Below are 21,884 nucleotides of genomic sequence, written 5' to 3'. Positions count from 1 at the left end.
CCAGAATTCCGCCGATGGCCGCCGCGACGGACGTGAAGATCCGCGTGGATGGCATACGCATCCTCTCCTGAGGGAATTGATGATCTTCCGGCGAAGGTGGCAAGGTTCCAGCCGAGTCGCGGTGGACGGCCCGGCGGTCGTGGCGCTGCCGGGGCCCCACGCCGGATGAGCACGCGGGCTCGGGCGACCCTGCTGCCGGTCATCGAGATCAACCGGAGGCGACCTGATCAGGCTGCGCGCCGAAGTCCAACCGGTGCCGCACGAATTCTGGATGAGCGTCGCCGAGATCGATGCTGTTCTCATCAAGAGCGTTGGAGATGTGGAAACGACCTGCATCAAAGACGAACTCCACCGCGACGCTGCCGTCCGCCAGGTCATGACCCGAAGGACGCCACTCGAGCAGAGCGACCTCGCGCAGTTCCTGGCCGACGAACGGTTCAAGCCGTTCGTCGGCGCTGGACCATGCCGGAGTCAGCTCGAACCACTCCCAGCCACTGATCGCGGCCGTCATGTCGATGCTGTTCCAGCCGATCGACAGCTCATCGAGCTTCCAGTGGCAGATCTCTGCCTGGACACCGTCGAAGTCCAAGACGACGGGACAGTCGGCGAACCAGTCCCCGTCCTCGGCGAAACACACGATCGCGAACCCCGTCAGACGCCGGCCGGCAAGCGCGGCCAGGCCCGGTCCGTGTTCCTTTCGGACGGCTCCAAGCCCGACAAGAAAGGTCGGCTCGAAGCCGGAGATCCCCATCACGCTAGGCGATTGTTCTGATTCTTAACGGAACCGGCAAGGCGATATCTACCGACAAAGCCGCATGGCCCCGCTCGACACGATTCGCGGACGCGCCATGCGCCGATTCGGCGTCCAGGTTGGGGTGCCGGGACGAGGTCCCGGCGTGAAATGGCGTGATCGGCGCCGTGTGCTCCTCGATGGCCGGAATCAGCCGTTGTGTGGCCGAAACATGCGTTGTTCCCCGCGAAGGAACCTGGCAGGCTGATCTTCGTGACCACCGAAACCGCTACGGCGGTAGCTGGAAGGATGGCCATGACGCACATGCTCAAGGGCGCTTTCGCCGAGGCGGCCAGGTCGTCGGCCGCATCGCGGTTGCCGGCAGTTACACCACGTCCCGCACCCGGATTTTCGTGGGCGTCGATCTCCCTCAGGGGGCCTCGGCGCCGGTGCGATGCCGTCCCTGGGAGGCCGCGCTCATCTCCACGGTGACCGCGGCGACCACGCGACGAGATCCGCAACAGATGGGCCGAAAGCCTGCGAACAGGCCGGCCACGGACGGGCGGCACAGCCCATGAGACGGGCCGATCGCAGCTGATCGGCCCCGCGTGAACGGGCCGCGTTCGGGACTTCGCCTTCCATTGTTCACGGGGCACCGTTCCCGGTGACCACGTTCACGGAAACAGCCGTTCGAACGCATCGCATGCGTGCCTGGAGATCGGGCTTGCTTTCGAGTGTCGTTTCCCGGGTTCGTGGTGCGTGAATTCGGGAGTGCGCGACGCGATGCGGCCCGCGAGTTGTTCCCTATCCTCTGTCAGGAGATTGGTTTGCTCAACATGTTCAGTAAGTCTGTCAAGCTCGTGGCGGTCAGCGCGCTGGCGACCGGGGCGATGCTCATGCCGGCGAGCGCGGCGTCTGCCGCCCCCTCCAGCTGCAGCAGCCTGTACAAGGACAACGCCTACTGGTTCAACTGCACGAAGGGCACGGGGTCCTTCAGGGCGATCGTCGACTGCTACCGGATCGGCAAGTCGACGTACACCACGAGATACGGCGTGTGGAAGCGGGTCGGCGCAGGTCCGTCGATAGCCCAGTGCCTCATCGACGAGGAGCCGAGGAACGGCCGCAACGCGTTCGCGAGCTAGCGTTCACCGGCCGCGGCCAGGTCAAGCCGTTGAGGCCTGGCGGGGGCGGCCATTACATGACGACGGTGATAAGGAAAGGATGGCCATGTCCCGTTTCTTAAAGGTGTTCTTGTCGCGGCAGTGATTTCGTCCGCTCTCGTCATTCCGGCGGGGGCCGCTTCTGCTGAGCCGTGCGGTGCCAGTAGCTACACCTCCGGCGGCAGGCAGTACGTCGCGTACCGCAACTGCGGCAACAGCATCGTCCGCTTCAAGGCGCACATCGGTGGTAGCTGGGGATGGTGCGTTCCCGTCCCTCGCCTGGAGAGCGCGATCCTGCACAGTAAGAAGGTCAGCAGCTCTCAGTTGTGGGGCCTGGCCTCCTGCTAGAACCAACGGCCGACCGGTCGCGGTGAGAGGGGAGCGGGTCAGGCGGTGGGCGTCGAGGGGTGTCCACCGCCCGGCCTGCTCGGCGTTCGGCTTCGGGAGATGTCGCGTGAGTGAGCGGGGGCGTGCGACTCGGAGGACTTCCGTCTAGAATCAAATTCTAGGATTGAGGCGGAAGGGGTCGTGCGTGGATCTGGAACTGGACGGACTCGAAGTGACCTTCGACCACACGGCCGTGGCGGCGCCGAGGATCAGGGACCTGCTCCCGATCTACCGCGACCTGCTGGGCGGCGAGCATCGCGGCGGCGGCGGAGACAACCGGGTGAGCGGCTACCGCACCCTGCAACTCACCTACGCCAACGGCGGCAAGGTCGAGCTCATGGAGCCGCTGTCCGGATCGACGTTCTTCGACACGTTCTTCGAGCTGACCCGGGGCAGGGGCGGCGTTCACCACCTGAACTTCCACGTCAACGACATCGAGGCCGCCGTGGCCCGGCTGGCCGGACGCGGCTACCGGCTGCACGGCCTGAACATCGGAGATGTTCGCTGGAAGGAGGTGTTCCTGCACCCCAAGGAGGCGCAGGGTGTGCTGATCCAGCTCGCCCAGCCCGGCAGGCGCGACCCCGACGACTGGCGGGCGACGTTGGAGGAGGTGCTGGCCGGACGGGGCCGGAACGGAGACGGCATCCCCAGCCCGTGAGCATCCCCCGCCCGTGAGCATCCCCCGCCCGTGAGCATCCCCAGTCCTTGAGCGTTCCGGCGTGAACATCCACGACCCCGGAAAGGTCTCCCGTGGTTCCGCATCTGACTCTAGAGTGTGATTCTAGAAAGATGGGGAGGCCGATGAAGCCGGTACCGAAGCCCACGCCGGAGACGCAGCCCTTCTGGGACGGCGCGGCGGCGGGCGAGCTCAGGATCCAGCGCTGCCAGGCGTGCGCGCGGCACTACTTCTATCCCCGGCCGAGCTGCCCGCACTGCGGTGCCACCGAGGTCGAATGGGTGCGGGCCAGCGGCCGCGCGACCCTCTACTCGTACGTGATCAACCATCGGCCCGCTCGCGGGTTCGAGGACGACGGCCCGTACGCGATCGCCGTGGTGGAGCTGGAGGAGGGCGTGCGGATGATGACGAACATCGTGGGCGTCGAGATCACGCCCGAGAACCTCCCGCTCGACCTGCCGCTTCGTGTCGTCTTCGAGCAGCGCGGCGACGTCAGCGTGCCGCTCTTCGAGCCCGCGGGAGGAGCGGCGTGAGCATCGTGATCGCCGGCGCCGCCGAGACCGACGAGGTGGGGCGGCTCCCGCGACACTCGACCACCGCGCTGCACCTGGAGGCGGCCCGCAACGCGCTCGCCGACGCGGGCATGACCAAGGACGACGTCGACGGCATCGCCACCGTGGGCAACCCGGGCCCGATCCAGCTCGCGCACGCGCTCGGCATCACCCCCGCCTGGCTCGACGGCACGGCGGTGGGCGGGTCGTCCTTCCTGTTCCACGTACGGCACGCCGCGGCGGCCATCCGGGCCGGCCTGTGCCACACGGTGCTGATCACCCACGGTGAGTCGGGCAGGTCGCGGGTCGGCGCGTCGAGGTTCGGGATGGCGGCCGACTCGCTGGCGGGGCAGTTCGAGGTGCCGTACGGCGTGATGGGGCCCGCCACGATGTTCACGCTGACGGCGCTGCGCTACATGAAGGCGACGGGGCTCACGCACGAGCAGCTGGCCGAGGTCGCCGTGGCGCAGCGGCGGTGGGCGCATCTCAACCCGAGGGCGATGTACCGCGACCTGATCACGGTGGACGACGTGCTGGCCTCGCGGCTGGTCGCCTACCCGTTCCACCTGCTGGAGTGCTGCCTGGTGACCGACGGCGGCGGGGCGTTGGTCGTGACGTCGGCCGAACGGGCCCGCCGGAGCCCGGTCCATCTGCTGGGGTCCGGAGAGGCGGCCGAGTCGCCGATCATCTCGCAGATGGAGGACTTCACCACCTCGAAGGCGTTCCGGCTGTCGGGCGAGGCGGCGTTCGCCGAAGCGAAGATCTCGCATGACGAGGTGGACCACCTCATGGTGTACGACGCCTTCGCGCACGTGCCGATCTACGGCCTGGAGGATCTCGGGTTCGTCGGGCGGGGCGAGGCCGGGGCGTTCATCGCCGAGGGCCACACGTCGCCGGGTGGCCGGTTGCCGCTCAACACCAACGGTGGCGGCCTCTCGTACACGCACACCGGGATGTACGGGATGTTCGCCATCCAGGAGGCCGTGCGGCAGCTCCGCGGCGAGGCGGCGGCCCAGGTGCCGGACGCCGAGGTGAGTGTGGTGCTGGGCAATGGCGGGATGTTCGCCTCGGCCGCCACGCTCGTCCTGGCGAACCGGCTCCCCTAAGCCCCGCGGCGGCGGCGATCTCCCCCCGGCCGCCGCCGCGGGTCACTCGCCGATGGTGCCGAGGCGGGCGTGGCCCTTGATCAGGTTGCGGGCGATCGTGCGGCGCTGGATCTCGTCGGTGCCCTCGAAGATGCGCAGCAGGCGCAGCTCGCGGTACCACCGCTCGATCGGCAGCTCCTTGGTGTAGCCCATGCCGCCGTGGATCTGCAGCACCCGGTCGACGACCTGGTTGGCCATGAGGGCGCCGTTGAGCTTGGCGATGGACGAGGCGTGCCGGGCGTCCATGCCCTGCTGGACCTGCCAGGCCGCGTACAGCGTCAGCCACTTGGCCGCTTCGATCTCCACCTGGGAGTCGGCGATCATCCACTGGATCGCCTGGTATTCCGAGATCTTCCGGCCCATGGACTCACGGATCCTGGCGTAGTCGATCGCCATGCCGAGCATGCGTTCGGCGGCTCCGATGGCCCTGGCCGGGATCATGTACCGGCCCTGGCCGATCCACTGCATGGCCAGCTCGAAGCCCTTGCCGAGCTCGCCGAGGATGTTCTCCTCCGGCACCCGTACATCCTGGAACACCAGGGAGGCCGGACCCCACTGGCCCATGGTCGGGATCGGCTCGGACCGCCAGCCCATGTCGCGGTCGGCCAGGAAGCAGGTGACGCCGTACGGCTCGGCCACGGCGAAGACCATCACGAAGTCGGCCTCGTTGCCGCCGGTGATGAAGGTCTTCTCGCCGTTGATGATCCATTCGGCCCCGTCGCGGACCGCGCGGGTGCGGATGTTGCGGGCGTCGGAGCCCGCGCCCGGCTCGGTGATCGCGAAGCAGGAGCGGCGCTCGCCCTCGATCGTCGGGACGAGGTAGCGCCGCTTCTGCTCCTCGGTGCCGGCGTAGAGGATGTTGTCGGCGCTGCCGCCGAAGGTGAACGGGACGAACGTCCTGCCGACCTCCATGGCGATGATCGCGGACATCACGGGGCCGAGCGCGGCTCCGCCGTACTCCTCGGGGGTGTTGATGCCCCAGAAGCCGCTCTTCCGGGCCTTGGCGCGCAGGTCGCGGACGGTTTCGGGGTCGAGGCCGGGGCGGCCTTCACGCTCGTTGCGGAGGACGCCGGGCTCCAGCGGCATGATCTCCTTCTCCACGAAGGACCGGACCGTGTCGCGGATCTGCCGTTCCTCGGTGCTGAGCGAGAAGTCCACAGCCGCCTCCCAGATTTTAGAATTTGCTTCTAGCAAAGAGTCGTCCCGGCGGGCTGTCAAGAACACGATTCTAGAATTTGCTCGGCTACGATGGTCCGATGGCGCGCAAGTCTTCGTGGGAGTGGAGTCGTACGGCCGAGACCCGCAAGAGCATGCTCAGGGCGGCCCGCGAGATCTTCAGTGAGCACGGCTTCGCGGAGGCCAACGTGGCCGACGTGGTGGCCCGCGCCGGGTCGAGCGTGGGCAGCCTTTACCATCACTTCGGCGGCAAGACGGAGCTGTTCCTCGCGCTGTACGAGGACCACCAGGCCGCCCACGAGGAGGCCTCGGCCTCCAGCGTGGCCAGGGCCAGGCAGACCGGCGTCGACGACCCGGTCGAGCTGCTGATCTCCGGCGCCCGGGCCTACCTCGCCGGCGCCTGGGACCGGCGCGACCTGGTCAGACTGTTCATGAACGGCGACGGCCCGCCGGGCTTCGAGCTGATCCGCCGCACCCGGGGCAGGGAGTGGGTACGCCAGAACGCCGTGCTGCTCGGCGCCGGGCGAGAGCCGCTCGACCGGTTCACCGTGGCCGTGCTGACCAGCATCATCGCCGAGGCCGCCCGAGAGGTCGCCACCAGCGACACCGAGAAGGAGGCGCAGGAGATCATCGAGGCGGCGATGACGCTGATCCGCCGCCTCGACCCGCTCAGGGGGCTGGACGGGCGCTGATCGCGGCCCGCCCCCTGTCGATCACCACGGTCCCGTCGTCCTTGGCCGTCCTGAAGAGCACGGCCGGGCCGTCCACCCAGATCGACACCGTGAGCGACTCGCCGGGGAAGACCGGGCTGGTGAACCTGCCCGACATCGCCCCGAACCTGGCCGGATCCGACCCCGCCACGGCGTGCAGCAGCGCCCGCCCGGTCACGCCGTAGGTGCACAGACCATGCAGGATCGGGCGGTCGAACCCGGCCCGCGCGGCGAACTCCGGGTCGGAGTGGAGCGGGTTGTAGTCGCCGGAGAGCCGGTAGATCAGCGCCTGGTCGGGCGTGGTCGGATAGGTCACCTTGTGGTCGGGCGCCCGCTCCGGCACGGACCAGTCGTCACGCGGGCCCCGGTCGCCGCCGAATCCGCCTTCGCCCCTGATGAAGACGGCACTGCGAGAGGTGATCACGGGCTCGCCGGTGCCGGGGTCGACGGCGAGCGACTCGCTGGTGACCAGCGCGCCGGACCCCTTGTCGTAGATGCCGGTGACCTTCGAGGTGGTCCGCACGCGGCCCGCCGGCGGCAGCTCGCGGTGCAGCTCGAAGCCCTGCTCGGCGTGGACCAGCATGGCCGGGTCGAAGTCGCCGATCCGCCGCCCGCCCGGCGCCTGCGCGGCCAGCACCGCGAACGTGGGCAGCACCCGCTGGTCCTTCTCCGTGCTGAAGACCGTCTCGCGCACTCCCGCGCCGACCCCGAGGGCGTACAGCATGGTGTCCTTGGCGGTCCACGAGCGCTCGTGCGGTGGGCTCTCGACGCCGATCGATCCGTGGTCGAGCGGCATGTCAGCTCTCCCGTCCGGGGATCTGGCCGTTGGTCAGCGCGTTGGGCGCGGCCTTGTCGACCAGGGCGGGGATGACCGCGCCCAGCTCGGCCGGGTCCCACCGGCCGCCCTTGTCCACGGCCGGGCCCGCGTGCCAGCCCTCGGCCACGCTGATCACCCCGGCCCGCACGTTGAACACCCGGCCGGTCACGCCCCGGGCCTCGGCGCTGGACAGCCAGACCACCAGCGGGGCGATGTCGTCGGGGTCGGCCGCGGCGCCGCTCGGGATGAGGCCCTGCGTCATGCGGGTGAGCGCGGCGGGGGCGACGGCGTTGACCGTCACGCCGTACCTCTCCAGCTCCTTGGCCGCGATGACGGTCAGGCCCGCGATGCCGGCCTTGGCCGCGCCGTAGTTGCCCTGCCCGGGGTTGCCGTAGATGCCGGAGGAGGACGTGGTGTTGATGATCCGCGCGTCCACGGGCTCGCCGGCCTTCGCCCGGCCCCGCCAGTACGCGGCGGCGTGGCGCAGCGGCGCGAACGTGCCGCGCAGGTGCACCCTGATGACCGCGTCCCACTCCTCGGCGGTCATGTTGACCAGCATCCGGTCGCGCAGGATGCCCGCGTTGTTGACCAGCACGTGCAGGTCGCCGAAGTGGTCGACGGCCGACTGGACCAGCCGGGCCGCGCCGTCGAAGTCGGAGACGTCCTCGCCGTTGACGATCGCCTCCCCGCCCAGTGCCTCGATCTCCTCGACGACGGCCGCCGCGGCCTCCGACGATCCCGTGCCGTCGACCTCCGCGCCGAGGTCGTTGACCACGACCTTCGCGCCCTGGCGGGCGAACTCGAGCGCGTGCCCCCGCCCGATGCCCCTGGCCGCGCCCGTGACGATCACCACGCGACCTTCGACGATCCCGCTCATCTGACACCTCGATCCTTGACCGGTTGCTGATGTGAACTGGATTCTAGTATTGAAATCTAGAAATAATAGGGCCTCCTCTGATCCTGACCGGCCCGGCGGGCTTCGCGCCAGAGCCTCCCGCTCCCCGTCCTCAGGCAGCCGCGGGCGGCCCGGTCGTGGTCTCGGCGCTCGACGTGCCGGCGTGCACCGCCCGGAGCAAGGGCGCCCGACCGCAACCGGTACGGTGGCGCAGTGGCACGAAACTCCCTGGCTCAGCGGCATGTCTTTCCCAGAATGGTGCGGTTCGCGGACATCGATTCGCTGGGACATGTGAATAATGTTCGGTTCTTCGACTATCTGGAGGACGCCCGGCTCGGGATGCTCCACATCGACCCGTACAAAGCGGGTGACGCCCCCTTCAAGAGCCTCGTCGTCGCCCGGCACGAGATCGACTACCGCCGCCCGCTCGGCTTCCGCGCCGAGCCGGTTCTGGTGGAGACCTGGGTGACCGAGCTGCGGCCGGTCAGGTTCACGCTCCAGTACGAGATCCGCGACGAGGACGAGGTGTTCGTCACCGCCACCTCGGTGATCGTCGCCTACGACGTGGAGCGCGCGGCTCCCCGCAGGCTGACGGACGACGAGGTCGCCTACCTCAGGCGCTTTCAGGCCGCGGGCTAGCCGCCGTGCCGTGAAGGACGCCCACCGCCGGCGCTGGCTGATGCTCGCGCTGGGGGTCAACGCCCACGCCGGCGTCACGCTCGGCCTCTTCGGCCTCCCGCTGGTCATGCCCGACATCCAGCGCTTCTTCGGCGTCTCGCTGCCCGTCGCCGGCGTCATCGGCAACGCGCCCGCGCTCGGCATCCTGCTCGCCCTCGTCCCGTGGGGCATGCTGGCCGACCGTCGCGGCGAACGGCTCGTGCTCGGCCTCGGCGTCGGGCTGGCGGCCGTGCTGTTCGCCTGCCTGACCCAGGTCACCGCGACGTGGGCGGTGATCGGCCTGCTGGCACTGGCCGGAGCGGCGGGCTCGGCCGCGATGGTGGGCGGCGGCCGGATCGTGCTCGGCTGGTTCCAGCCGCCCGAACGGGGCGTCGCCATGGGTCTGCGCCAGGTCTCCTACACGCTCGGCATGGCCGTGGCCGCGTTCGTCCTGCCGCCCGTCTCGCGGGCCCACGGCATCCCGGGCGTGCTCGCCGTCTGCGCCGCCGTCAGCCTGCTGGCCGCCGTGCTGGCCGGGCTGTTCCTGGCCGACCCGCCGCACACGGTCTCCGGCACCCGGCCGCCGCCGGCCGCCTCGCCGTACCGGCAGATCACGCTCTGGCGGGTGCACGCCACCAGCGCACTGCAGGTGGTGCCGCAGATCGCGATCAGCACGTACGGCGTCACCTGCCTGGTCGGTGTCTACCACTGGGACGTCGTGCACGCCGGACAGCTGTTTGGCGTGGCCGCGATCGGCGGCGCGGTGGCACGCGTCGCGGTGGGCCGCTGGTCCGACCGCTCGGGCCTGCGGATGGCGCCCCTGCGCATCCTGACGTGCGGATCGCTGGCCGTGCTCGCGCTGCTCGTGCTGGGCACGGCCACGCGGTCCTGGCTCGGCCCCGTCATGCTCGCCCTGGCCGCGCTGGTGACCGTGGCAGGCAACGGCCTGGCCTACCTCGCCGCGGGGGAGCTGGCCGGGCCCGGCTGGGCCGGGCGGGTGCTCGGCACCCACAACACGCTGCAGAACAGCGTCGCCCTGGCCGCCGTCCCGCTGGCCGGGCTGCTCATCACGAGCGTGGGCTACTGGGCCGGGTTCGCCGGGGGGCTGGCCTGCACGCTGCTCTCGCTGCCCGTCATCCCCGCCCGCGGCGAACCGAACGCCCACGTCGTGCGACGGCCGCCGTGATCAGCCGGTGCGCAGCCAGACCGCGGTGTCGGTCGGCAGCATCTCCCCTTCCAGCGGGCCGCTCGCGATCAGCGCCCGGTCATGCGGCGGCAGCCGTACGGGCTCCACACCGCAGTTGATGGCGCAGGTCAGCGGCCCACGGGTGAAGAAAAGCGCATCCGGGGCGGAATCCAGCCACTCGATGGTGTAAGGAATCGATCCCACCAGTTCGCGACGGCAGGCCAGCGCCCTGCGGTAGAACTCCAGCGTCGACGCGGGGTCGCCGGTCTGGGCCTCGACGCTGAGCGCCGCGAAGTCCGGCGGCTGGGGCAGCCAGGGCCGCGCTCCGTCGGGGGAGAACCCGTGGGACGCCCCACCGGACGACCACGGCAACGGCACCCGGCAGCCGTCGCGGCCGGGCAGCGTGCCATCCGACTGGAGGAAGACGGGGTCCTGGCGAGCCTCCGCCGGCAGATCCAGCACCTCGGGCAGGCCCAGCTCCTCCCCCTGGTAGAGGTAGGCCGAGCCGGGCAGCGCCAGCATGGCGAGCAACGCCGCCTTCGCCCTGGCGAGACCGAGGCCGGGCTCGGTCGCCTCGTAACGGGTGCGGTGCCGTACGACATCGTGGTTGGACAGCACCCAGGTGGCGAACGGGACGGTCGCCAGGGTGTCGTCGATCACCTTCCGGAACGCCGTCGCCGACCAGGGAGCCTGCAGCCAGGCGAAGTTGAAGCTCTGGTGCAGCTCGTCCGGGCGGACGTACAGCGCGAGGTCGGCCAGGTCGTCGGTCCACACCTCGCCCACGGCCATCCGCTCGCCCGGATACTCGTCGAGCAGCTTGCGCCAGGCCCGGTAGACGTCGTGCACCTCGGGCCGGCCCCAGATCGGCGAGGCCGCCTTGAACGACTGGTCCTTGACGTCCGGCAGCCCCTCCTCCTTGTAGAGGCCCATCGCCACGTCGATCCGGAACCCGTCGACGCCTCTGTCGAGCCAGAACCGCAGGACGTCGAGGAACTCGTCGTGGACTTCGGGGTTGCGCCAGTTGAGGTCGGGCTGCCCGGGGGCGAACAGGTGGAGGTACCACTGCCCGTCGGGCAGCCGGGTCCACGCCGGGCCGCTGAACGTGGACTGCCAGTTGTTGGGCTCGTCACGGAAGAGGTAGCGGTCGCGGCCCTCGCCACGCAGCGCCGCCTGGAACCAGGGATGCTCGGCGGAGCTGTGGTTGGGCACGACGTCCACGAGCACCTTCAGCTCGTGCGCGTGCGCCTCGGCGACCAGCTCCTCGAAGTCGGCCAGCGACCCGAATAACGGGTCGACGTCGCGGTAGTCGGCGACGTCGTAGCCGCCGTCGGCCATCGGGGACGGGTAGAAGGGCGTCAGCCAGATGGCGTCGACCCCTAGCTCGCGCAGGTAGGGGAGGCGCTGCCGGATGCCGGCCAGGTCGCCGACGCCATCACCCGAGGCGTCGGCGAAGCTGCGAACGTAGATCTCATAGACGACTGCGTCACGCCACCAGGGGATAACCATGTGGCGGTCATGCCCGCTATGTCGGGGAGTTCACCAAACTGTGGGCCGCGTTGACGAGATAGGTCCAGAGCCGGCTCTCCAGCTCCTCGGGAAGGTCCAGCGAGTCGACCCCGTCACGCATGTGCTTGAGCCACGCCTCGCGCTCGGCCTCGCCGATCACGAACGGCACGTGCCGCATGCGCAGCCTCGGATGGCCCCGCTCCTGGCTGTAGGTATTGGGGCCGCCCCAGTACTGGATCAGGAAACCCCGAAGCCGGTCCTCGGCACCTGTGAGGTCTTCCTCCGGGTAGAGCGGGCGCAGCAGCGGGTCCTTCGCGACGCCCTCATAGAAACGGTGAACGAGGCGGCGGAAGGTCTCCTCGCCCCCGACAGCGTCGTAAAAGGAGGTTTCAGTCACGCCCCAAGCCTATGCGTTGGGGACCATGGCGATGCCCGCGGAGTCGAGCGCCAGCTTGACCCGGTACCTGAGCTCCCGGGCCACCTCGGCCTGCTTGGCGGGCAGTGTCTTGACCGAGATGCGGAACACCAGCCTGCTGTCGGACAACTGCTCCACGCCGAACACGTCGGGGCGCTCCACGATCACCGTCTGGCGGAACTCAGGGTCGTCCCACAGTTCGTCGGCCACCTTCGCCAGCGTGTCGCGCACCGCCGCGATGTCGGTGGCGTAGCCGACCGGCACGTCGAGGTAGGCGCGCGACCAGCCCTGCGACTCGTTGCCGACCCGGGTGATGGTGCCGTTGCGGACGTACCAGACGCGGCCGTCGGAGTCGCGCAGCCGGGTGACGCGCAGGGTGACCGCCTCCACCGTGCCGATCGCGGCGCCCACGTCGACCACGTCGCCCACGCCGTACTGGTCCTCCATCAGCATGAACATGCCCGCGATGAAGTCCTTGACCAGCTCCTGCGCACCGAAGCCGACGGCCACGCCGAGGATGCCGACACTGGTCAGCAGGGGAGCGATGGGGATCGTCAGCCGGTCGAGCACGGTCAGCACCGTGGTGCCGAGGATGACGATCGTGGCGACGTGCCTGAGCACCGAGCCCATCGTCTCGGCTCGCTGCTTGCGGCGTTCGTGCAGCAGGGCGTCGATGCCCTCGGTGGCCCCGCCCTTGCGCCAGCGGGTGGCGATCGAGCCGGTGTTGGCCGCGCGGTTGACCACCTTGGTGATCAGCCGGTGCACGATGTTGCGGATGACGAACCCGAAGACCACGATCAGCAGGATCGTGATGGCGCTGGCGGCGATGGGCGCCCAGGTGGCGCCGTTGAACAGGTTGGCGAACGTGGAGCAGAGGAGCGTGTCGTCCTGACAGATCGTCGCCATCTGCTGGCCCACCTTGTCCAGGTCGAGAAGCTCGTCGCTCGGGCTCGGGCTTGGGCTCGGACTCGGACTCGGACTCGGCGATGGGGTGGCGGTCGCCAGCATGATCACGGGGTGAAGCCCTCTCCGTAAAGCGATTCGGTCGGCGGTTCTCTGGGCCTATTTTGGCCCAGGGAATACCGCCGACCGAACCGGCCGCCGTCACATCACGCCGGGGAAGACGGGGTCGTCAGGGTTTCGTGGCCGCGGAGGGCGAGATCCTGACGCTCCGGTGACGTACGGCTCGGACGGGACACGCACCCGGAAGCATGTCCCGCGCCGTTCTGGGGAGTGGGTCGCCCACCGGAGGGCGGGCTCGTTCCGTACGGCTCGCCGGCCGTACGCGCCTCTGATCGGTTCCTGGGCCGGAACCGGCGGGATGACCAGGACCCCGGAGGCCCTCCGCACCGATCACCCCGCCGGCTCCCTGGGGCCGCAGCGGTCGCGGTGAGCCGTGGTGGCTGCGCTCCACCAGGGTCACCGCCCTGTCATTCCCCCACTGCGGCGAGCACGCGCGCGACCTTCGTCGCGGCACCGGCAGGGTCGTCGGCCGTGTGCATCCGCTCGCCCCACGACCAGCAGTACCACCAGTCGGGGAGGTCGGAGACCGCGGTCGGCCGACAGGTGACGTTCTCGGAGAGGCTCGTCGCGTTCGGATTTATCACCCGCACGAACAGCCGTCCGCTCTGGGTCCGGACCACCCGTGCGAGCAACCCGCGTGCGCCGAGCTCTGAGACCAGACGCTCGAGGTGCCCGAAATTGTCGTCCCCCACCTTTCGTCCCTCCCTTGAATCGCTAGTGGTGGGCCCAAGATGACTCACATCGCTTCGCTACGCAATGCTGCCCCCGTATGTACAGGGAGTCGCTATCTCCCACATGGAAGGTAAGAAACAGTCCGCCGGAGGACGATCCTTATCCGTAAACTTCTGGCGGGCGTTTTCTTCCAGTCAACACTGGTTCATAGTCTTAGGTAGTCACAGCGCAACGTGCAGGCTACGCTCAGTCATCGGTAGCGGACCGGTAGGTACGTGTGTGAGAGGGGCCGGGATGTCCGGCAGGCAGCACAGGGAAACTGAGATGGCACGGCGGATCCGGGCCAGGGGCCTGGCCGTCGGCCGCACCGCCGCGCAGATCGCCGAGGAGATCCACGAAGCGTGCTCGCCGCAGTTCGGCACCACGAAGATCAAGAGTCATCGGCTCTCTCACGGCATCGCGCTGGCTGACGTGATCGAGCAGGTGAGAGCCCTGTTCGAGCGTGACTCCAAGGGCCCCCCCGGGATCGGCGAGACGCTGTTGTCGGCCTACGAGAGCGGTCTGAAGCGGCCGGGCCCCGAATACCTCCACTACCTGTGCTCCGTCTACCGCGTCGAGCCCACGGTGCTCGGCTACGACGGTCCGTGCATCTGCGGTCACGGGCACCGGATGCCCGGCGTGGTCGGCGGCGACGTCGTCGAGCGGCCCGGCCCGTCCACGCCGGTGCGTGACCTGCTGGCCCCCGCCCGCGACGAGCCTCGGCCCGACAACGAGGAGGACGAGAACGTCCTGCGGCGCACCCTGCTGCAACTCCTGGCCAACAACCCCGACGCCAGACTCGACGGGCCGGTGCTCGGCGCGATCGAGGGCATCAGGCGGCGGATGGACGACACGCTCGTCTCGGCCACGGTGTCCGCCGCCATGCTCGACCAGTGGGAGGAGGCCACCCTCAGCTTCGGCCGGCAGTATTCCACCACCGCCCCTCTCCGCCTGCTCTGCGACGTGCTGCTGGAGCTGAGCGCCGTGCGCAGCGCCATGTCCTGCCGCCAGCCGATCGACCTGCAGGAACGCCTGTGCCGGATGAGCGCCCAGTTGTCCGGGCTGAGCGGCATGATCATGATCAATCTGGGTGACCACCGGCTGGCCCGCTCGTTCTTCCGCACCGGCCGCACCGCCGCCGACGAGACCGGCGACCGCGCGCTGCGCGCCTGGGTGACCGCCCGCGAGGCGCTTGTCCCGCTCTACTACGGAGACGCCCGCGAGGCGCTCAACCTCGCGAAGAAGAGCCGCGACCTGGCCGGCCAGACCCCCTGCGCGGCCCAGGCCATGGCCCCGGTCGTCGAGGCCCGCGCACTGGCCATGCTGTCGGGCACCGACAGCAAGAAAGAAGTCGTCGACCAGGCCAAACGCGCTCTCGCCCGCGCCCGCAACGCCTTCACCCACATGAAGAGCAACGAGCAGGAGGACATGGCCTTCGGCTATACCGAGCGCCAGCTCTACTTCTACCAGGGCGACGTGCTGACCAAGCTGGGCCAGACCCTGGAGGCCGAGGTCGTGCTCGACCAGGCCCTCGACAAATACCAGGACCACATCCTCGACCAGACGCTGATCAGGCTCGACCGCGCCCAGTGCCGCCTGATCGAGGGCGACCTCACCGACGCCCTCGAGATCGGCACCAAAGCGCTGGCCATGCTCGGCCCCGAATACCGCACCGACTTCATCATGCGCCCGGCCCTCGCGCTGGAGCAGGCCATCCTCGCGCGCGACAAGCACCACCCCGGCCTGGTCGCCTTCCAGGCCCAGCTCCGCCCGCCGGTGGCCGCCCGCGGCGAGGGGAGTGGCGGTGCATGACGCTGACGATCCGGCGCTATCGCTGGTCTGACCTCGACACGATCCTCGCCCTGCACCAGATCAGCCTCGCCGAGGTGGGCCTCGCCCCCGGCGACGGCGTCTACTATGACGACGACTTCCCGCGCATCCAGGAGCTCTACCTGGCCTGCGGCGGCGACTTCCTCGTGGGCGAGGTGGGCGGGCGGGTCATGGCCATGGTCGGGCTGCGGCCCATCGACTCCGAGACGGCCGAGCTGTGCCGGCTCCGGGTCCATCCGGCGTTCCAGCGGCGCGGCTTCGGCACCGCCATGCTCGCCGCCATCGAGAGCAGGGCGGTGGAGCTCGGCTTCCACGGCCTGCGCGGCGACACCACGACCCGGCAGGAGGCCGCCCTGGCGCTCTACGAGCGGCACGGCTGGCGTGAGATCTCCAGGTGTCCGTTGGGTGACAACGTCGTGGTCTACCTGGCGAAGCGGCTCGTGCCCGCCGCCGTCGACCACTGACGGTCCCCTCGGTTCCCGCCCGCGTCACCTGCGGAAAGCCGGCGCGATGGCGGACATTCGACAGTAATGGCCGGTTCGGCGACGATCGCGGATAGGGATGTACGAACCTGCGGGTGAGGCACTTACCTCCGAGTGGTAGAGGAACATCACCGGCTGCTGGCTGTACATCCCTGGCTGCGTTTTGTAGTGAGATGCTTCGGCCATGGCAGTCGTGCCCGCTTCCCGACCCCTCCTGGGAGCCGTGCTTCTGTTGTTCGTCAGCGCCGCTTGGGGGTCGGCGTTCCCGCTGATGAAAGATCTCATCCTCCGGTTACCTGTCGAGGACCTGCTGGCCGAGCGCTACACGATCGCGGCGCTGACGCTGCTCGCGCTCCGGCCCAGATGCCTGCGGAGGCTGCCATGGCGCACGTGGGGCAACGGGGTGCTCCTCGGCGTCATGTTCGGCGTCGGGCAGACGTCCCAGGCGATCGCGCTGGAGAACCTGCCGTCGGCGGTGTCGGGGTTCGCCGTCGGTTGCAGCGTGGTGATCACTCCGCTGCTGGCCCTGGTCCTGTTCCGGACCCGGCTCCTGTTCCGGGTCTGGGTGGGGGTCGGGCTCGCGCTGGCGGGCATGACGGTGTTCACGCTGCTGCGTGGGATCGACGACCAGGAGATCTCGGTGCTGGCGCTCGGCATGACGCTCTGCGCGGCGGCGCTCTACGCCGGGCACACGCTGCTGCTCGCCTGGTTCTCCCGCTCGGGCAAAACCTTCGACGCGTACGCGCTGACCGTCGTCCAGTTGGCCACCATCGGCATCATGAACGGCGCCTTCGCCGTCCGCGACGGCGTCGACCTGCCGGAAACGGGTTCCGACTGGGCCATCCTGGCGCACCTGTCGGTCGTGTCCTGCGCCCTGGGCTTCCTGGCCCGTTCGTACGCCCAGGCGTACGTGTCGGCCGTGCCCAGCGCGGTGCTGATGTCGTCGCAGCCGCTGTGGGTGACGGTCATCGCGGTCATCTGGTTCCACGAGCCGCTCGGCTGGAGCATGATCGTGGGCGGCACGCTGATGGCGGGCGCGATGCTGCTGGCCGTGCCGTCGGTCGGCGCCCCGGCGCCGGTCAAGCCCGCGGACACACGCGACCGCGACCTGCTCGCCGTGTCGCGGCAGGCGTCGAAACGGCTGGCCGACCTGAAGATCAAACGGACCGATCCGCTGAAGCTGGGCGTCGAACCTCCGCCGTTCATCGCGAAGAGCGCCTGTGTGCAAGACCGGCCGTGCCAGTGGGACACGCATTCGATCAAAGGCGCCAGAGAGCCCAGCCTGGACAGGCTGATCGAAAGGGCCACTCTCATCGTCCGGGCGCGCAACATGCCCGGTCCTGGCTGCTGCCGGTCGATCACGCTCCTGGGGCGTTGTCTCTGCGACCTCCTGGAGGAGTCCGAGCAGGCCAGACAGGCGGCGAAGCCCTGCTGGTTTCGTTTCCGGTAGACGGCTCGCCGTGGCCGAATAGTAGGCGCTTTTCGGCATTTAGCATCGCACTTATTAGTCGCGAAACTTGATAATCGGTGAAGTGTCCGAATAATGGGGCTTATCCCCGCGCGGAAGGCGCATCATGAAACGTATTCTCGTTCGAAAGCCGGGCATGGCGAAGCTCACCGGGACCTCCAGCGTCATCCACAAGGGATGACCGAGGGCGGGTCTCACCTCAGGGCTCAGGGCGTGCCGGACGCCCGATCCGGGGCCGTGCGGTTGCTGATGCCGATGATCGACGGGCATCGGGGACCGCACGGCCCCTACACGGTGGGATCGGCGTTGCTGCACCACCTCGTTCCCCCGGCTCTGGAACGTTCCCCCGGCGAGGTGGCGGCGCACGACATCGAGATCCGGGCCGTCGCGCCCGGTCTGAGAGATCGGGTGGCCGTCCGGCGGGTCACCGTCGACGCGGACCTGCCCGACGAGGAGCGCATCCTCGTGCCCGCGCCCCGGCGTACGCTGCGGCTGGCCAACGGGGTCACGGAGTTCGTGCGCGCGGTGGTGCCCGCCGGCCGGACGCTGGTGGTGTGCAACGGCGCCGAGGCCGACCCGACGGACACCGAGCTGCTGGAGGTGATGGCGCGCAGGATCCCGCCCCGGCTGCTGACGATCGTGGTCCAGCCGGACGGGCCGCGACCTCCCGACGACACACGCGACGCCGGCACGCTGTGGGAGCTGGTCGACCGGTGCGTGCGCGAGGGGTTCCTGCACGCGGTGGTGGAGCTGGGCAGGCGTGGGCTGACGCGCACCGAGCCCGGTGGCCCGCCGTGGTGGCGCTTCGCCCAGCGCACCGCGACCGCGCTCGGCGGGCTCGGCCGCGTCCACGAGGCCCGCGAGGTGTGGGGACGCGTACGCCGGGCGAGCCAGGATCCGGCCATGCACGCCGCCGCCGCGTACGGCATGGCGATGCTCGAAGCCCGTCACCCCGACCCCGCGCGGCGCGACCTCGCCGCGGCCCGGGGCTGGATCAACGAGGCCATCGCCATCTCCGGGCTGTTGCCCGACCCGGTGGAGCGGGCGTTCAAGCTGGGCTTCGACCGCAACGGGCTGGCGCTGATCGAGCTGCGCGAAGGCCGCCGGGCGGCCGCGCTCGCGCTGGTGGAGTCGGCCCTGGAACTGGCCCGCGAGCTGGGAGAGCGGCATCCCGTGCACCGGATGGTGCTGCTGGCCAACCGCGCCCGGTTGCTCGCCGGGTTCGGGCGGGACAAGGAGGCGCTGGACGACTACGCGGCGGCGATCGCGATCGACCCGATGTTCCCCGACCACCACCTGGACCGGGGCAACCTGCTGGTCAGGCTCGGCCGCCACGACGAGGCGCTGGAGGACTACGAGTGCGCCATGCGGGCCGGCCCGCCGCTGCCCGAGGCCCACTACAACCGGGCCGAGCTGCGGATCACGCGAGGTGACCTCGACGGCGCCCTGGCCGACCTGGACAGGGTGATCGACCTCGATCCGAGCTACCTGGACGCTCGCGTCAACCGGGCCGGACTGCTGGCCGGGCTGGACCGCGACGAGGAGGCCAGGGCCGAGGTGACGGCCGGGCTGGCGCTGGCGCCCGGCGACCCCCACCTGCTGGTGGTGCTCGGTCAGCTGGAGACCGCCGCCGGGCGGCTCGAGGAGGCCCGCCGGGCGCTCGACCGGGCCGTCGAGGCGGCTCCGTCTCTGGCATCGGCCTGGGGAAGCCGGGGCGTGCTGCGCTTCGCGGAGGGAGATCCGGAGGGCGCGCTGGAGGATCTGTCGCAGGCCATCGGCCTCGAACCGATGCCGGACCTGTACGCCAACCGCGCGGTCGCGCTGCGCGCGCTGGGCCGGACGGCGGAGGCCGACGCCGACGAGGAACGCGCGTCGCGACGGCCTTGACGACATGCCGGGTCAGCGCGGGCCGGGTCAGCGCGGGCCGGGGAGGAGCAGGGTCTTGCCGGTCACCGTGCGCGCCTCGATGGCGGCGTGGGCCTCGGCCGCCGACTCCAGCGGCAGGACGAGGCCGATCGTGGGCCGCAGGCGCCCCTCGGCCGCCGCCGTCAGCGCCTCCCGGGCCAGCTCGCGGAGGTCGGCGTCCGGCCAGGGCGCCGCGGTCACCCGGGGGCTGGGGGTGGTCATCGGGCCGCCCGCCATGCCGTACGCACTCAGCCGGCCTCCGTCGCGAAGCAGACTCTGCGCCGCCGCGCCGATGTCACCGCCCACGCCGTCGAACACCACGTCGAGCTCCCCGGCCACGGCGCGTACCCGGTCGACCCAGGCGGGGTCGGTGTAGTCGACGGCGACCTCGGCCCCCAGCTCCTCGGCGAGCCGCCGCTTCGCCGGGCTGCTCGCCGCGCCCACCACGCGCGCTCCCGCGGCGGCGGCGAGCTGGACGAGCAGGCCGCCGACGCCCCCGGCGGCCGCCTCGACCAGCACCCACTCGCCGGGCCGTGGCGAGGCGGCGCGCATGAGGCCGACGGCGGTGCGCCCGTCGGCCAGCAGCGCCACCGCGTGCCGCGGTGACAGGCCCTCGGGGATCGGGATCAGGTCGTCCACGTCGGCCACCGCGAGCTCCGCGTAGCCGCCCGAGCCGCCCAGGGTGCTCACCACCTGGGCGCCGGTGCCGGGCACGACGCCCGCTACCCCGTTGCCCAGGATCACCGGCAGTTCGACGCGGCGCGGGCCGCGATCGGCCCGCAACTGCGTCTCGACGAACGTGATGCCCGCCGCCGCCACCTCGATCAGCACCTGGCCGGGCCCCGGCACCGGGTCGGGCACCTCCTCCACGAGCAGCGCTTCAGGTCCGCCGTATTTCCTCAACACCACCGCGCGCACGATGAGACCTCCTTAATCGGAGCGATCTGCTCCGATAGGAATCTATATCGGAGCGTCTCGCTCCGCAACGCGGTTATCCTGACCCCATGAGTACGCCAGGCGCGGGCAGGCGAGGCAGACAGGCCGAGGCCGCCAGGAACGACCTCCGGCTGCTGGAGGCCGCCCACGAGGTGTTCACCACGCAGGGCTTCGACGCGCCCGTGTCGGCCATCGCCCGGCGCGCCGGCGTCGGCATGGGCAGCCTCTACCGCCGCTACCGCACCAAGGAGGAGCTGCTCCAGCGCCTCTGCGTCATCGCCATGGAGCGCGTCGTGTCGGCGGCCGAGGACGGCCTGGCCCACCCGGAGCCCTGGGAGGGGCTGGTGCACTACGTACGGACCTGCGTGGGCTTCGGATCGGGCGCGCTCGCCCCCGTCGCCGGCACCATCGAGGTCACCGAGGAGATGGGGGCCACCTTCCGCCGGGCCAGCGAGACGGCCGACCGGCTGGTGGGCCGGGCCCGCGAGGCCGGCGTGCTCAGGGACGACGTGACCGCGCTGGACATCTCGCTGCTCATCGAGCAGTTCAGCCGCCCCGCGCCCGGCCCGCCCAGCGAGCGGCACCGGCCCATCAAGCGGCGCCTGCTGACCATCGCCCTCGACGGCCTGCGCGCCCCCGGGGCCACCCCGCTCCCGGACGACCCGCCGGACCTCGACTGGTACGAAGGCCGCTGGCGGACCGGTACGTAGGACTACGGTGGGACGCGTGGGTTTCGACGAGCTGCTACGCGATCTCCAGCAGGGAGCCAGCGCCCAGGCCGCGGGCATCAGCCGCGGCTACGGCGGGCCGCCCGCCCGTTCCGTGAGCGTCAAATCCGGCCTGGCCCGGCTGCGCTGCGCCTCGCTGCTCAAACCGCTGTACGCGTGGGTGACGGCCGGCCACATCCCCGACGACGAGCGCTGGCGGCGGCACGCCGAGCCCGCGGTGGTGGTCTCCTCCAACACCGACACCCTCAACCTGTGGCTCGCCGTGGGCCCCCGCGTCATCCTCGACGACCTCTACCAGCGCACCGGCGTGGTCTGGACACCGCCCAACGGCGACCCGTCGAGATTCGGCTCCGTCGAGGTGGCCGCCGACGAGGTCGCCACCGCCTACGCCGCGCTCGCCCAGTCGGCCGTCGCGGGCGACCCGGCGGCGGCCACCGTGCTCGAGTGGATGCGCCAGGTCGAGGGCGCGCAGACCTTCGGCACCCGGGAGGCCCTGGCCGCCCCCGAGGCCGGGATCAAGTGCGGCTGGTACGGCGCGCCCGAGGAGAGTTGCCTGCGCACCCACGCCGTGGCCGTGCTGCCGAGAGGCGGCACCCGCGCCACGGTCGTGGTGGGCATGACCGCCCAGCCCTACACCGACGAGCGTGAGCGTGACATCTACCAGGCCAGAGTGGGCGAGGGGTTGCCGGTCGAGGCAGAGCACGAGGCGGTCGCGGGGCCTCTGCTGCGCCGGCTGATGGCCACCACCCTGGCCGAGCTGGGCCAGCGGGCGTCATGAGGGGCCGGCGGC

The 21,884-nt window shown here is 70.4% G+C and carries 22 protein-coding genes; 13 read left to right on the top strand and 9 right to left on the bottom strand.

Annotated elements, in window-relative coordinates; all coding sequences use genetic code 11:
- Positions 1-208 precede the first annotated feature (208 nt).
- Positions 209-754, bottom strand: a complete 546-nt coding sequence (locus IEY82_RS30540) for a hypothetical protein (RefSeq protein ID WP_225264137.1) — start codon at positions 752-754, stop codon at positions 209-211.
- 812 nt (positions 755-1,566) lie between these two features.
- On the opposite strand from IEY82_RS30540, the gene IEY82_RS30535 reads away from it, so the two are divergent.
- The 4 genes from IEY82_RS30535 (at position 1,567) to IEY82_RS30520 (ending at position 4,610) form a co-directional block, all read left to right on the top strand.
- The gene (locus IEY82_RS30535; RefSeq protein WP_189127724.1) at positions 1,567-1,872 is read left to right on the top strand and encodes a hypothetical protein; all 306 of its coding nucleotides are present in this window, start codon (positions 1,567-1,569) and stop codon (positions 1,870-1,872) included.
- Positions 1,873-2,422: 550 nt separating this feature from the next.
- Positions 2,423-2,935 (top strand): VOC family protein, encoded by a 513-nt coding sequence (locus IEY82_RS30530; RefSeq protein ID WP_189127723.1) that lies wholly within the window; start codon positions 2,423-2,425, stop codon positions 2,933-2,935.
- 143 nt (positions 2,936-3,078) lie between these two features.
- Entirely contained in the window at positions 3,079-3,486 is a 408-nt protein-coding gene (locus IEY82_RS30525) for a Zn-ribbon domain-containing OB-fold protein (RefSeq protein WP_189127722.1), read from the top strand.
- The gene (locus IEY82_RS30520; protein ID WP_189127721.1) at positions 3,483-4,610 is read left to right on the top strand and encodes a thiolase C-terminal domain-containing protein; all 1,128 of its coding nucleotides are present in this window, start codon (positions 3,483-3,485) and stop codon (positions 4,608-4,610) included. Before IEY82_RS30525 ends, IEY82_RS30520 begins: the two co-directional genes overlap by 4 nt.
- Before the next feature lie 42 nt (positions 4,611-4,652).
- Here the strand turns inward: IEY82_RS30520 and IEY82_RS30515 are convergent, their stop codons facing one another.
- A complete protein-coding gene (locus tag IEY82_RS30515) occupies positions 4,653-5,807 on the bottom strand; it encodes an acyl-CoA dehydrogenase family protein (RefSeq protein ID WP_189127720.1) in 1,155 nt (384 codons plus the stop codon).
- A gap of 98 nt (positions 5,808-5,905) precedes the next feature.
- Here IEY82_RS30515 and IEY82_RS30510 point away from each other — a divergent pair, with 98 nt between their 5' ends.
- Positions 5,906-6,517 carry a TetR/AcrR family transcriptional regulator gene (locus IEY82_RS30510; RefSeq protein WP_189127719.1) on the top strand — a complete coding sequence of 204 codons (612 nt, stop codon included), beginning with the start codon at positions 5,906-5,908 and terminating at the stop codon, positions 6,515-6,517.
- On the opposite strand, the gene IEY82_RS30505 is transcribed toward IEY82_RS30510, so the two are convergent.
- Complete coding sequence (locus IEY82_RS30505) at positions 6,495-7,331, bottom strand: MaoC family dehydratase (protein WP_189127718.1); 837 nt, start codon at positions 7,329-7,331, stop codon at positions 6,495-6,497. The two genes, IEY82_RS30510 and IEY82_RS30505, sit on opposite strands and share 23 nt — an antisense overlap.
- A 1-nt stretch (position 7,332) precedes the next feature.
- Positions 7,333-8,229 (bottom strand): SDR family oxidoreductase, encoded by an 897-nt coding sequence (locus IEY82_RS30500; protein ID WP_189127717.1) that lies wholly within the window; start codon positions 8,227-8,229, stop codon positions 7,333-7,335.
- A gap of 273 nt (positions 8,230-8,502) precedes the next feature.
- Here IEY82_RS30500 and IEY82_RS30495 point away from each other — a divergent pair, with 273 nt between their 5' ends.
- Together IEY82_RS30495 and IEY82_RS30490 are read left to right on the top strand one after the other, a co-directional pair.
- Positions 8,503-8,886 (top strand): acyl-CoA thioesterase, encoded by a 384-nt coding sequence (locus tag IEY82_RS30495; protein ID WP_189127752.1) that lies wholly within the window; start codon positions 8,503-8,505, stop codon positions 8,884-8,886.
- A gap of 10 nt (positions 8,887-8,896) precedes the next feature.
- Positions 8,897-10,090 carry an MFS transporter gene (locus IEY82_RS30490; RefSeq protein WP_189127716.1) on the top strand — a complete coding sequence of 398 codons (1,194 nt, stop codon included), beginning with the start codon at positions 8,897-8,899 and terminating at the stop codon, positions 10,088-10,090.
- On the opposite strand, the gene IEY82_RS30485 is transcribed toward IEY82_RS30490, so the two are convergent.
- The 4 genes from IEY82_RS30485 to IEY82_RS30470 all read right to left on the bottom strand — a co-directional run bounded on the left by IEY82_RS30485 (position 10,091) and on the right by IEY82_RS30470 (position 13,726).
- Complete coding sequence (locus IEY82_RS30485) at positions 10,091-11,596, bottom strand: glycoside hydrolase family 13 protein (protein ID WP_189127715.1); 1,506 nt, start codon at positions 11,594-11,596, stop codon at positions 10,091-10,093.
- A gap of 16 nt (positions 11,597-11,612) precedes the next feature.
- Positions 11,613-11,993: a globin gene (locus IEY82_RS30480; protein WP_189127714.1), complete on the bottom strand. Its 381-nt coding sequence runs from the start codon at positions 11,991-11,993 to the stop codon at positions 11,613-11,615.
- Positions 11,994-12,002: 9 nt separating this feature from the next.
- Entirely contained in the window at positions 12,003-12,917 is a 915-nt protein-coding gene (locus tag IEY82_RS30475; protein WP_225264135.1) for a mechanosensitive ion channel family protein, read from the bottom strand.
- Positions 12,918-13,441: 524 nt separating this feature from the next.
- A complete protein-coding gene (locus IEY82_RS30470; protein WP_189127712.1) occupies positions 13,442-13,726 on the bottom strand; it encodes a hypothetical protein in 285 nt (94 codons plus the stop codon).
- A 304-nt stretch (positions 13,727-14,030) separates the two neighbouring features.
- Between IEY82_RS30470 and IEY82_RS30465 the strand changes: the two genes are divergently transcribed.
- The 4 genes from IEY82_RS30465 (at position 14,031) to IEY82_RS30450 (ending at position 19,412) form a co-directional block, all read left to right on the top strand.
- Positions 14,031-15,557 (top strand): NsdA family TPR-like regulatory protein, encoded by a 1,527-nt coding sequence (locus IEY82_RS30465; RefSeq protein ID WP_225264133.1) that lies wholly within the window; start codon positions 14,031-14,033, stop codon positions 15,555-15,557.
- On the top strand, positions 15,554-16,039 hold the full coding sequence (locus tag IEY82_RS30460) for a GNAT family N-acetyltransferase (RefSeq protein WP_189127710.1): 486 nt from the start codon (positions 15,554-15,556) through the stop codon (positions 16,037-16,039). The genes IEY82_RS30465 and IEY82_RS30460 overlap by 4 nt, the downstream gene beginning before the upstream one ends.
- Positions 16,040-16,241: 202 nt before the next feature.
- Positions 16,242-17,507: a DMT family transporter gene (locus IEY82_RS30455; RefSeq protein WP_225264132.1), complete on the top strand. Its 1,266-nt coding sequence runs from the start codon at positions 16,242-16,244 to the stop codon at positions 17,505-17,507.
- Positions 17,508-17,738: 231 nt separating this feature from the next.
- On the top strand, positions 17,739-19,412 hold the full coding sequence (locus tag IEY82_RS30450) for a tetratricopeptide repeat protein (RefSeq protein ID WP_225264130.1): 1,674 nt from the start codon (positions 17,739-17,741) through the stop codon (positions 19,410-19,412).
- Between the two features lie 27 nt (positions 19,413-19,439).
- Here the strand turns inward: IEY82_RS30450 and IEY82_RS30445 are convergent, their stop codons facing one another.
- Entirely contained in the window at positions 19,440-20,348 is a 909-nt protein-coding gene (locus IEY82_RS30445; RefSeq protein WP_189127707.1) for a zinc-binding dehydrogenase, read from the bottom strand.
- An 86-nt stretch (positions 20,349-20,434) separates the two neighbouring features.
- On the opposite strand from IEY82_RS30445, the gene IEY82_RS30440 reads away from it, so the two are divergent.
- Entirely contained in the window at positions 20,435-21,076 is a 642-nt protein-coding gene (locus IEY82_RS30440) for a TetR/AcrR family transcriptional regulator (protein WP_225264128.1), read from the top strand.
- A gap of 16 nt (positions 21,077-21,092) precedes the next feature.
- Entirely contained in the window at positions 21,093-21,872 is a 780-nt protein-coding gene (locus IEY82_RS30435) for a hypothetical protein (protein WP_189127706.1), read from the top strand.
- Positions 21,873-21,884: the final 12 nt, after the last annotated feature.

Source organism: Nonomuraea cavernae, from assembly GCF_014646355.1.
Taxonomy (GTDB): Bacteria; Actinomycetota; Actinomycetes; order Streptosporangiales; family Streptosporangiaceae; genus Nonomuraea; species Nonomuraea cavernae.
The sequence above is the reverse complement of the archived record's forward strand: the minus strand, read 5'-3'. Positions and strand labels throughout refer to the sequence as shown.

What these genes read in the sequence shown, in the direction of transcription:
- IEY82_RS30465 (WP_225264133.1), top strand. Translation starts at nt 14,031, where the DNA reads ATGGCACGGCGGATCCGGGCCAGGGGCCTGGCCGTCGGCCGCACCGCC.
- IEY82_RS30535 (WP_189127724.1), top strand. Translation starts at nt 1,567, where the DNA reads ATGTTCAGTAAGTCTGTCAAGCTCGTGGCGGTCAGCGCGCTGGCGACC.
- IEY82_RS30510 (WP_189127719.1), top strand. Translation starts at nt 5,906, where the DNA reads ATGGCGCGCAAGTCTTCGTGGGAGTGGAGTCGTACGGCCGAGACCCGC.
- IEY82_RS30505 (WP_189127718.1), bottom strand. Translation starts at nt 7,331, where the DNA reads ATGCCGCTCGACCACGGATCGATCGGCGTCGAGAGCCCACCGCACGAG.
- IEY82_RS30460 (WP_189127710.1), top strand. Translation starts at nt 15,554, where the DNA reads ATGACGCTGACGATCCGGCGCTATCGCTGGTCTGACCTCGACACGATC.
- IEY82_RS30525 (WP_189127722.1), top strand. Translation starts at nt 3,079, where the DNA reads ATGAAGCCGGTACCGAAGCCCACGCCGGAGACGCAGCCCTTCTGGGAC.
- IEY82_RS30485 (WP_189127715.1), bottom strand. Translation starts at nt 11,596, where the DNA reads ATGGTTATCCCCTGGTGGCGTGACGCAGTCGTCTATGAGATCTACGTT.
- IEY82_RS30475 (WP_225264135.1), bottom strand. Translation starts at nt 12,917, where the DNA reads ATGGCGACGATCTGTCAGGACGACACGCTCCTCTGCTCCACGTTCGCC.
- IEY82_RS30455 (WP_225264132.1), top strand. Translation starts at nt 16,242, where the DNA reads ATGGCAGTCGTGCCCGCTTCCCGACCCCTCCTGGGAGCCGTGCTTCTG.
- IEY82_RS30500 (WP_189127717.1), bottom strand. Translation starts at nt 8,229, where the DNA reads ATGAGCGGGATCGTCGAAGGTCGCGTGGTGATCGTCACGGGCGCGGCC.
- IEY82_RS30495 (WP_189127752.1), top strand. Translation starts at nt 8,503, where the DNA reads ATGGTGCGGTTCGCGGACATCGATTCGCTGGGACATGTGAATAATGTT.
- IEY82_RS30440 (WP_225264128.1), top strand. Translation starts at nt 20,435, where the DNA reads ATGAGTACGCCAGGCGCGGGCAGGCGAGGCAGACAGGCCGAGGCCGCC.